The organism is Flavobacterium collinsii (genome assembly GCF_946903285.1).
GTDB classification, from domain to species: Bacteria; Bacteroidota; Bacteroidia; order Flavobacteriales; family Flavobacteriaceae; genus Flavobacterium; species Flavobacterium collinsii.
Genome location: NZ_OX336425.1, coordinates 2,386,429 through 2,398,745, shown reverse-complemented (window position 1 = coordinate 2,398,745; position 12,317 = coordinate 2,386,429). Strand labels below are relative to the sequence as shown.

Sequence of the window (12,317 nt, the reverse complement as noted above, 5' to 3'; positions counted from 1 at the left end):
AAAAACATGGCTATAAAGTATAGCCATGTTTAGATCTAAAACGAAACTCGCGATTAAATTTTAGATCAATATCTCATCCAGATCATCAGCTGTTTCTACCGCTAATTGATTTTGAAAAACTATAAATTTTAATTTTTTTGAAACTCCAATAATATCCTGGGTTTTATATAAATCCTGAATCGAAAATCTGGTATCGAAAGTCCTGTTGATTCTGTTGATTAAAACAGTGGCTTTTAAACTGTTTCCTCCTAATTCGAAGAAGTTATCGGTAACACCAATCTTTTCCAGTCCCAGTATATCCTCCCAAATGGCAACCAACTTTTCTTCTATTTCATCAGTTGGAGCTATATATTCGAGTTGAATAACATCAGCTGAACTCACCGCCGGTAAGGCATTTTTATCGATTTTTCCGTTAGGAGTAAGTGGCAATTGGTTTAAAAATACAAAGTAACTCGGTACCATATAATCAGGGAGTTCACGTCCCAGAGCCAATCGAAGCTGTTGTTTGTCTACCGCCGAAGTGCTCACCAGATAACTCACAATTACAGGATCACCCTGAACTGTTGCAGTGACTACGACACACTGGTCGATGCCTTCCTGAGCTTGTAATACCTGCTCGATCTCACCAAGTTCAATGCGATAACCTCTGATTTTGACCTGACTGTCTTTTCTACCGATGCATACAACGGTACCATCGGATAACCATTTACCCAAATCTCCGGTTTTGTATAGTTTAGTGCCTTCTTTGAAAGGGTTTTCAATAAACTTTTCTGCCGTTAGTTCCGGCTGGTACAAATAGCCTCTGGACAGTCCATCACCAGAAATACAGATTTCTCCAATAACTCCCACTGGCTGTAAGGCCAAAGCATCTGAGAGAATGTAAAACTGAGTGTTGTCTATCGCTTTTCCAACAGGAACCGAACTGTCATAAGAACCTTCAACTCTGTAATAACTGCTATAAGTAGTATCTTCTGAAGGACCGTATAGGTTTCTCAGAGCAATCCCTGAATCTTTGAAATGATTGGCGATACTCACCGGAAAAGCTTCCCCTGCAAGGTTAATTCCAACCGCATTTTCAAAGGAAGTCCCTTTTTCGATAAGCGTGTGAACCACAGAAGGAACGGTGTTGATCAGTACGTTTTGATCGTTTTGAATATAATCTCCAATGGCTAATCCGTTGGTTAATAAACGTATTTTCTTTCCAATACTAAGCGGATAGAAAAACTCATAAACCGATAAATCAAAACAATGTGATGTTACTGCATAGAGGATCTCAAAGTTGGTATCACTAAATTCTCTCTGTGACCAGTGCAGCATTTTTGAAGCATTCTGATGGGTGATCATTACTCCTTTTGGTTTGCCCGTTGAGCCTGAGGTGTAAATGATATACGCTAGGTTATCAGGGCTAAAAGTAATCTGCGGAAGTGCTTTTGAAATGGATTCCGATTGGTTAAATGCTTTTATAAAAGCCTCGTCTATGGTCACTTTACATTTACTATCTTGCTCAATGTAGGCAATACGCTGCGCCGGATAGTTCGGATCGATTGGAACATAAGCACAGCCCGATTTTAAAACCGCTAGTAAAGCAATAGGAAGCCATTCTGTGCGGCCTAATTTTACGCCTACCAGATCTTCTATTCTCAGATTGTAATTACTCAACAAATAATGCGAGAGTTCGTTCGACAATTCATCGAGTTCTTGGTAAGTAAAAGTTTTATCGTCGGTTACCAAAGCAATTTGTTCCGGGGTTTTTCTTGCCTGATTTACAAACAGATCGACCATCGTGGTGTTGGGATACTCCACTGTAGTATCGTTAAAATCATACAGCAATTGCGTTTTTTCGGCAGTACCCAGATAGTTCAGACTGTCTACTTTTTGACTTGGATTTTGAATCGCTTCTGTTAAAAAGGTTTCCAAATGCTCGGCTAAGCGTGCTACAAATTCTGCCTCATAAATATCGGTGTTGTATTCGATGTGTAAAATCAATTGTCCTTCTTTCTCTGAAAAAATGAAGCTTAAATCAAACTGACTTACTTTTCTTTGATAGCCTTTGTAGGGTGTTAGGGTTAATCCCTCTATTTGCTGATCTGATGCAAACAGATCTTGTTGGTTTTGCAATACAACCAGTACATCAAAAAGTGCCGATCGGCTGGTATCTCTTCCCAGACCTAGTTCTTCTACCAGATTATCCAATGGATATTCCTGATGCGAATAAGCATTTAATAAAGTGTCTTTTTGTGTTTCCAGCAGGGTTTCAAAACTGGCTGTTTCTTCAAATGTGGTTCGAATGGCCAGTGTGTTGAGATAAAGTCCGATTTGGTTTTCTAAATCACTGTGTTCTCTTCCTGCTACGGGAGTTCCTAAAATAAGGTCTCTGGTGTTGGAATATCTGGAAAGTAATCCGTTTATTCCCGCCATTAAGACCATAAAAAGGCTGGCCTGGTGCTGTTCTGAAAAGGATTGTAAATTGTTACTTGTTTCTTTGGTGAAGCTATGGGTTATGGAATCTCCTGCATAGGTCTTCACTTTTGGCCTCATTTTAGGAGTTGGAAGTTCCAGTATCGGCAGGTCTTCGCTAAATATGTTAAGCCAGTAGGCTTCTGATTCTTTTAGTTTCGAAAGCTGTTTTTCGCTTCTCATCCAGGATGCATAGTCTTTATATTGTATGGTCAGTTCGGGTAAATTGCTGTTTATACCCTGAACCAGATGATGGTAAAGTGTTAAAAGCTCATTACTTAAAATTCCCATAGACCAGCCATCGCTGATGATATGATGCATGTTAAAAAGCAACAAATGTCTGTTCTCTTCTAATTTAAGCAGATGTAAATTGACCAAAGGTGCTTTGCCCAAATCAAATTGGTGTTTATAGCACTCTTCTACTCTTTTTTCTACTGTCGCCTGCTGATTTTCCACTGTTGTGAAATCGGCATAATCAATTTTAAAGTCTATGTCCGAAGGATCGCTAATGAATTGACGCACTTCTCCTTCCTCATTTCGTTTGAAAGAAGTTCGTAAGATTTCATGTCGGGTAATAACGGTTTTAAAGGCTTCTGTCAAATGTTCCAGGTTTAAAGAACCTTCGAGTTCAAACGAACCCGGAATGTTGTAGGCCTGGTTCCCGCCTTCAAACTGACTCAGTATCCATAAACGATGCTGAGATGAGGTTAGAACATAGTCTTCCTGCTCTTCTGCTTTGGGTATGGCGGTAAAAGCTCCCGCTTCCAGTTTGGAAATTATTCCTGTGATGGTAGGATTCAAAAACACGTCTTTTACGCTTATTTGATAGCCCAGCTGACGGTTAATTTTATTGGCTACTAAGATGACTTTTAAGCTGTGACCACCCAATTCGAAGAAATTGTCTGTGATGCCAATGTTTTTTATGCCCAATATTTCTTCCCAGATGGCTACTAGTTCTTTTTCTAAGGCTGTTGTCGGAGCTATGTATTTCTGCAGCACAATGTCACCTGCACCCACTGGCGACAAGGCTTTTATATCGACTTTGCCATGTGAGGTTAAAGGAATAGATTCTAATTGTACGTAATAAGAAGGCAACATATAATCCGGCAAGTGATGGCTCAGTTTGGCGCGGAGTTCCTGTTTGTCTACTGGTTTCTCGCCAACCAGATAGGCAACAATTACGGCTTCTGTTTCTATCTCCTGCACGGTTACTACGCACTGATTGATGTTTTCTTGCGCTAAAAGGGCGTGTTCGATTTCTCCCAGTTCAATACGGTGTCCTCTTACTTTCACCTGATGATCTTTACGGCCTGAAAATTCGATGTTGCCATCGGCTAGCCATCGGCCTAAATCGCCTGTTTTGTATAGTTTAGCTCCTTTGATAAAAGGATTTGGAATAAATTTCTCTGCTGTTAATTCTTCCTGGTTGAGGTATCCTCGGGAGAGACTATCTCCTGAGATACATATTTCTCCGAAGACTCCGATAGGTTTTAAGGCCTGATCATCGGACAAGATATAAACTTCACTGCCTTTTAAAGGTTTGCCGATGGGAATGAGATTACTTTCTAAATGACTTGTGTCGACTCTGCACATAGTAGCACTAATAGTGGCTTCGGTAGGTCCGTACTTGTTGTAGAAAGTAGCAATTTTAACCATTTTCTCTGCTAAGTTTTTAGGACAGATTTCTCCTGCGGCAACGATTCTTTTTAGCGTTTTACAGGAAGATAGGTTCTCCAGATGAGACAAATAACCAGGGGTGGCATGAAGGTGTGTTACAGAATATTCCTGTAATACATTGATAAAATCTGCCGGATCAATGATACGCTCTTTGGATACCCCTATCAGTGAAGCTCCATTGAACAAGGCTAAAAAGATTTGTTCCATAGACGCATCAAAGGCGTTGTTTGAGAATTGCAGTACACGATCTGAATGATCCAATCCAAATTCTTCTGTCTGGTTCGTAATGTAATTGACCAAACTTTTATGTTCGATCATAACTCCCTTAGGTTGTCCTGTGGAGCCTGAGGTGTAAATTACATACATCAGCTGATTTGGATCCAGAGCAATTTCAGGTGATGTTGTTGGATAATTCTCCTGACGAGATCTAAAGTCTGCTAACAAACGTTCGTCAATTATAACTTTACTCTGACTGTCCTGTTCGATGTACGCAATTCTTTGCTCCGGATAGGTCGGGTCAATTGGAAGATACGCTGCGCCGGTTTTTAAAACAGCCAGTAAGGAGATGTAAATCCACTCACTACGATCCAGTTTTACAGTGATTAAGTCCTCTGCATTGATCTCAAAATTGTTTAATAAGTAATGTGCCAACTCATTGGATACTCCATCCAGTTCTTTGTAAGTCAAGGATCTGTCCTCGAATATCAGTGCTACTGCATCAGGAGTTTTAGCAACTTGCTCCTCAAACAACGCAACTGCTGTGGTGTCTAAAGATAATTCTGCTTTTGAAGTATTGAAATCCTGTAAAAGAATCGCTTTCTCTGATGAGGAAATATATTCTAATGTGGCTAAAGATTGAGCGGGATTTTCGACAAGAGCATCCAAAACTTTTAGATACGCTTTTAAAACGCGTTTCATTGTCGCGTATTTAAAGATGGCTGCATTATAATCCCATTCTACTGAAATTCTTCGGTCGGGTTGATTATCTGTTAAAGAATCGATTTGCTCGTATACGGTATTTATTACAACACTAATATCAAATCGGGATGCCTTATTGTGTCCTTTTAAAATCTCTATGTCTGCATCCAACAAAGACATGCTTTGTATCGGAACATTCACAAAACTAAACATGTATTGAAATAAGGGATGTAAGTGTAAACTTCTTTTCGGATTTATTCTTTCTACTACTTTCCCAAAAGGGGTATCATCATAGGCATAGGCATCCAGGCAAGTTTCTTTCACCTCGTTTAATACAGTCATTAAGGAATCATCGTTACTAAAATTGGTGCGCAATGCGATTGTATTGACAATCATACCCAGAACTTCCTGAAATTCTTTATAACGTCTGTTCGCAACAGCCGTCCCTACCGAAATGTCGGTTTGATTGCTAAATTTATGCAACACTATTTTAAAAGCTGTGAGCATGGTGATAAACAATGACACATCTTGTTTTTCTGAAAACTGACGTAATTTTTCTGAAAAGTCTAATGAAAAAACATGTTCTATAGTGCCGCCTTTTTTTACAGTGGTTTCATTTCTTTCAAAATCTAAAGGCACTAACTGTTCGTTGGAGAAACCTTCAAATTTGTTTTCCCAAAAGTCTAATTTCTCGTTAATAACGCTCTCGTTTAGGCTATTTTTTTCCCAATAAGCATAGTCTTTAAAGGTAACTTCCGGTTGCTCTACCTCAAAATCCGGATTTCTTTTTAACTCATTATAAATATCAACAAAATCTCTGAATAAAATGCCCTGAGTCCATCCGTCTAAAATTAAATGATGCTCAGAAAATAGTACTACACTTTCCTGTTCTGAAAACTTCAATAATTCGATTCTAAAAAGTGGCCCTTCTTCTATATCAAAAGCACGGCTCTCTACTCTTTCCAGACAATCAGCAATTACTTTATCTTTATTTTCCTTATTTTTTATACTGGTATAATCGATAACAGGAATGGAATAAAAAAATGGAGGAAGTATTTTTTGGCAAGGTTTCCCCTCCTGGTTTACAAAAACGGTTCTTAAAATCTCATGTTTTTCTATAAGTTTTGCAAACGTTTCTTCAAGCGCCTCGACCTCAACAAAACCATTTAGTTTCATCGCTCTGGATACGTGATAAGAAGTATCAGTATTATCCAGCTGATTTAAGAACCACAGTCTGTCTTGTGAAAAAGACAACGGGTACAATTCCTGCTCGGGAGCTTTAATATTTTGGGTTTCTTTCTTGTTTAAAGTAGGAACCAGCTCACTTATTTCTTTGATGGTTGGAGATTTGTAAAAATCTCTTAACGACAATTCAATCCCTTTTTGATCACGTAAACTACTAATAAACTGATTGGCCAATAAAGAATGTCCTCCTAATTCGAAAAAACTAACAGTAACATCTACCTGATCCAGTCGCAATAATTCCTGCCAGATAGCAGCAATCTCTTTTTCTTCCTGTGTTGTTGGTAACTGAACTGCTTCGGTAATATTGACCGTTTTAGGTTCTGGCAAACTCTTAATATCGATTTTCCCGTTAGGAATTAAAGGAATAGCATCTATAATTACAAAATGTGTAGGAATCATAAATTCCGGTAAATGCTTTTTTAAATCTATAACTAAAGAAGATATATTAATAAAAGATTCGTTTGCTACCAGGTAAGCAATCAAAATAGGCATCCCGCCAACTTCGTTAATACACACATAACTGTCTACGATGTATGCATTTACTTTTTGTATGGCCAATTCTATTTCTCCTACTTCAATACGGTATCCTTTATAACTTAACTGACTGTCTTTTCGGCCATAAAAAATTAAGTTATTGTCGATACCCCACTTTCCTAAATCTCCCGTTTTATAAATACGTTCTCCATTTATATTAATAAAGGCATTCTTTGTAAGTTCTTTTTTATTCAGATAAGAAACTGCCAAACCTACACCTGAAAGTCCGATTTCTCCAATGGCGCCTTTTGGTAATATTTTTGTTCCGTCCAACAGATATACTCCTCTGTTTGTAATCGGTTTTCCAATAGGAAATTGAGTATCAGTTTTTCCAACTTTATAATATGTCGCACATACTGTACTTTCTGTTGGTCCGTAAGTATTATAAATATCATAAATACCAATCAGCTGATCTACCTGATGTGGTTTTAATGTATCTCCTCCACTTATAAGTGTTTTTATGTTTAAGTTATAACTTTTGTGACTGTCATTAAGATATTGCAAAACAAAAGGATTGGTACTTAATAAAGTAACGCCAAAACGTTCACAGTCTTTAAGCAATTCATTAAAATCCTTAGTCTCATGAGCAATTACTAAATTACCTCCTACAGACAGAATCGGGAAAATTTCCTCTACTGAAGTATCAAAAGCAGTGGAAGCCTGCTGCAATACAATATCTTTTTCAGTAAGACCGAAATAAACACCAAATGTCAGGACATAATCATATAAAGAACGGTGATTAATAACCACACCTTTAGCATCTCCCGTTGAACCGGAAGTATAAATAATATAAGCTTTATCTTCAGGTTTCAAATCAACAGAAATATAATTTTCTGATGCCGAATCCTCTTCCAATATATGGTCTATATTATATTCGATGCCTTCTAAAACAGAATTCGAAAACGAATCTGTCACAATAAAATCTAAGCCGGCATCTTTTATAATGTAGCGTTTTCTTTCCTCCGGATACGCATTATCAATAGGCACATAAACAGCTCCCGCTTTCATGATAGCAAGAATTCCGATAATGCTTTTTTCTGATCTCGAAAGCATTACACCTACTTTATCTCCTTTTTTAACGCCATTAAACTGTAGATAAGAAGCTACTGTGTTGGCATGTGCCTCAAGCGTTTCATAAGTCAGAATGTTTGTTTGACAAGAAACTGCTGTTTTTGAAGTATGGCTAACTACAGACGCATTCCAAAGATCTAAAAAAGTCTCGTCAGGCCTATTTACAACAGGCCCTTTTGAAATTGCCTGTACTTCTTCTAACTGTTCTTTACTCGAAATTTGAATCTCGGCTATAGGCGTATTGCTGGTCTCTTTTAACTCTGTTAATACTTTTCTGAAAGAGGTAATCAACTGATTGGCTTCAAATTTTGAAACATATTTTTCGTTGATATCAAATCTAAAACTAAGCTGCCCCTCTACATCCTCAAAAACATGTATAGAAATAGGATCTTCTTCACTATCATTAGACAGTGGATGTATAGTAGCTTTACTTCCTGAAAATTCAGATTCGTACTGCATGCGCTCGTACGACAATCTCACATCATACAGCTTTGAGGTTTCCTGTGGCAGATTACGCAATATATCGGCCTGCTGAAAACGCTGATGTCTGTAACACATAAAAAGAGTGCTCCTAATTTCTTTTATGAAATCTCTTACAGATGATGTTGTCTCTAACGTCAACTTTAACGGTAACATGCTCAAAAACGGTCCGAAAGTATTTTTTTCAGCAGCATTTTTTCGGTTCAAAATAGGCATCCCTAAATTAACTTCTTCTCTATTATAATATTTTGACAATACAATAGAGAAACAACCTATCAATAAATGAAAAATACTCAGTCTTTCTGTTTTTACAAACGTCCATAAAGCTTCGTTTTCTTCCTCCGTAAGGGCTATTTCTATATTACAGTGACCTGCTGATCTATTTGTACCGGTATAGATCAAAGAAGGCAACTCTTCATAACGTCCCAACCAAAAGTTTTTATCATTAGAAAAATCTTCAGAAGCTCTATATGCATTGTCTAATGCTATAAAAGATTCGTAAGACAATTTGTTTTTTCCGATACATAAATCATCATATATAACAGTGGTACCCAATTGCTCATAAATTCGTTTTACTTTATTGAACAATAACTGAAACGAAAAACCGTCAGAGATAATGTGATGAAGTTTAGAATACCAGATATACGATTCCGGAGCTACTTTAATAAGCCACATTTTGTAAAGCTGTCTGTCCTTCTCGATATCAAAAGGAAGTATAAAGTCTTTCTCTATCATCTGAATCGCTTTTGATTCTTCTGACTCTTCGATACAGGTTAATGCCAAATTACTGTCTGCTTCCTGAATGGTATATACAGGAAAACCACTCTTTTCTTCAAAAACAAAGGAAAAAATATCGTTCTCTTTAATCAGAATATTGAATGCTATTTTAAAACGCTCCGCATCAATACTTCCGTTAATAAAGGCATAACCGCCGATGTTGTATTTTGGTGACTCATTGTCAAGTATCTGATCAAGCCAGATATATTTCTGCACATTTGTGACATTATTTTTCATAAGTATGCTTTTTATAATTTAAATAAATAGCGAAAACGTAACGTTATCGTACCTTTTTTGATTTTTAGTATAGGTAGAAACAACCGCACCCATGATTTAACACAGGTGGAATTGATGTTGTATTAAGATTTATATGGTATTTTTCTCTGAGAAAGAAGAAATTAGGAGTCTAAAAACTACGCCTTAGCAAAGACGTTTTCTGTTGGATTGGATAGATATGACAAAGGAATGATGGCTGAGATATTCTGACGCAAAGAACTTAGTCTTACACTGATTCTATGCTGATTGTCGACTCTGAAAACTTCACATTCAAGTCCGGATAATTCTCCATGCTCGATTTTAAGTTTATCTCCTATTTTGGGTAGTGCCGGTTCAATCTGAACATCTGTGATGTCTTTTACCTGGGTAAAAAGCCTGATATGATCGATTTCTTCTTCGGAAACTTTTCCATATTCTCTGCCAAAAGACAAATAAGAACAGCCACTCTCTACATTTAAGGCATCATGAAAGTCTTTATTGGATTTGATCTTGACAAAGACATAACTGGGAAATAATGGAATCTCTATTTTCTTGATTCTGTCACTCCATTTTCTAATACTGGTGGCCATTGGCAAAAAAGCTTCAATATTTCTTTCTATTAACTCTTTATAGACTTTACTCTCATGTCTGTACCTTACGTAAAGAACATGCCAACCTTGTTTTTGATCCATACTATTTGGTTTTTTCGTCACCGGACATAGCTGCGCTATTACCAGTCACATGGTTATTTTTTTTAGAGATACGTTTTTTGGTTTAATAGCTTTACCTTTTTACTTTAAAGTAACTTTGGTAATAATGTTTTTGTTGAAACTCTCTAGGCAAATTATATTGTGTTTTGAGAGTGTTGTAAAAATCGGAATGTTGAGGATTCAACTACTTATTTTTACTGAAGTAAATTTACAATACAGGTTTTCAAATTCTACTACACCAAAGTGTAGTTCAACTTGTTAGCATCAAATACTACCTTATTGGGTAGTTTGGAGTTTGGAGTCGAAAGCTCAAAATCTTCCGGTGTAACTAAATCTTTGTTCTCGTTGTAGAAATCGATCAGTCCGGCATAAGACATCGATACCGGTATAGTTTCAGAACCCAGATATTCGATTGATTTTCCAACAACCTTTGCTTTAATACCCATTAGAGTCAATACACGAAGCAGTTTGGCATCTATCTCGGCAAAAGCCATATTGTCTTTGTGTTGGCAAACCGGAGCAATGGCACAAACCAATAGTTTTTTTAGCAGGTTCACATCACGAACGCCTTTTTTGATGGCAAAACGTCCAATATGCCATATTTCATTTATTGCATTTCCTTCAGCACAAATAAAAGGATTGATGCCAAACATTTTCTGAATTGGAAGCGGTGTGATGAAATCCCATTTTAATACTCTAATAGTTCCCATAAGATCTCCAAGATCATTTTTGAAAGCGAAGATTTTTGAGTTCTCTAAGAATCCCATCTCTTCCTTATAAACGGCATCAATATCATTTTGATAATGACCAGGAAGAATTTCATTGGAATGGTGATTGAAGTTTTCTGTGACTACAAATTTTGACATTAAAAGGATGTCATTTTGACTAATTTCTGTGTGGTGGTTTTTGGCGAGTTTCATAGTATTTGTTTTCTCCAAAACTATCACCACAAGTTACGCTTCATATTACACAAAATACTAGTTTACAGTATTTTAAACAAAAACTACCTTTAAGTGTAGTTTTTGAAACGACAACATGCTAACCAAAAAAGTGTCAAAAACCGAATTAACATTCTTATCGAAATGAAGTTAAATTCGTATAGAAATGAAAATATTTTAACAGCGTCTGTTCAATTTTTCCTATATTCACATCCTGTTAAAAAAATACTAAAATATGGTAATTGAAAACGACTTTTTTTCCTCAAACAACACCGTTCAGAAGATCTCTGAAGACGAAAAAGGCAGACTTGGAGATTATTTAGAACTGGTCAGGGCGTTTGCCAGAACTACTTACAGCAGTATTTATATTATTGACTACGAAAAAAAAGGTTTTGAGTATGTGTCCGAAAATCCATTGTTCTTATGCGATCATACGCCGGCAGAAGTTCAGGAATTAGGTTATGCCTTTTACTTTAAATACGTGGTGAAAGAAGATCTAGATTTATTACTAAAAATCAACACTATAGGATTTGATTTTTATCAAAATATTCCTGTAGAGGAGCGCATACATCATACAATTTCGTATGACTTTAGGTTAAAAAATCCCAGTGGAAAGACATTTCTGGTGAATCAAAAGCTGACTCCGGTTTTTTTAACCAATGATGGTAAAATATGGAAGTCTATTTGTATTATCTCTCTTTCTTCCGAACTCCAGTCCGGGAATATTAAGATTTATAAAAAAGGGGAGAATAAGATCTATAACTATGATCTGGAAGGAGGTTTTTGGAAGATGATGAAAAAAATAGAACTCACCAGCCGCGAAAAGGAGGTTTTGCAATATTCGATTAGAGGTTTTACCATTGCCAATATGGCCGAAAGTATGTTTGTCTCGGCTGATACTATCAAATTTCACAAGAGGAAGTTGTTCACCAAACTAGGTGTTGGCAATATTGCAGAGGCAATAGCTTATGCAACCAGTAATAAACTGATTTAAATCACATTCTTTAACACATAGAAGAATAAGTTGTTCTATGTGTTTAAATATTCTTTCACGCAGATTCTACAGATTTTTTAATCTAATTATCTTCTGCCTTACAATTTAATAATCTTGCAATGGACTTATTCAGGGGAGTTTATTTAAACACATAAAAACATAGCCTCTCTAACGCAATAAAAGACGTTTCACTTCAAATAAAACACATACCACTATGTGAGAGAAATGAGTTTCTTTTATAAACTCTTCTTCGCACTTAAA

Annotated in this window: 4 protein-coding genes; 1 reads left to right on the top strand and 3 read right to left on the bottom strand. The window is 36.6% G+C overall.

From position 1 onward, the window contains the following. Positions 1-60: 60 nt before the first annotated feature. The 3 genes from OGZ34_RS10305 to OGZ34_RS10295 all read right to left on the bottom strand — a co-directional run bounded on the left by OGZ34_RS10305 (position 61) and on the right by OGZ34_RS10295 (position 11,044). The gene (locus OGZ34_RS10305) at positions 61-9,396 is read right to left on the bottom strand and encodes a non-ribosomal peptide synthetase (protein ID WP_263362954.1); all 9,336 of its coding nucleotides are present in this window, start codon (positions 9,394-9,396) and stop codon (positions 61-63) included. A gap of 176 nt (positions 9,397-9,572) precedes the next feature. Continuing rightward, complete coding sequence (locus OGZ34_RS10300) at positions 9,573-10,106, bottom strand: UpxY family transcription antiterminator (protein WP_263362953.1); 534 nt, start codon at positions 10,104-10,106, stop codon at positions 9,573-9,575. A 251-nt stretch (positions 10,107-10,357) separates the two neighbouring features. Beyond that, positions 10,358-11,044, bottom strand: a complete 687-nt coding sequence (locus OGZ34_RS10295; RefSeq protein WP_263362952.1) for a hypothetical protein — start codon at positions 11,042-11,044, stop codon at positions 10,358-10,360. A gap of 253 nt (positions 11,045-11,297) precedes the next feature. Between OGZ34_RS10295 and OGZ34_RS10290 the strand changes: the two genes are divergently transcribed. Then, positions 11,298-12,056, top strand: a complete 759-nt coding sequence (locus OGZ34_RS10290; RefSeq protein WP_263362951.1) for a response regulator transcription factor — start codon at positions 11,298-11,300, stop codon at positions 12,054-12,056. Positions 12,057-12,317 lie beyond the last annotated feature (261 nt).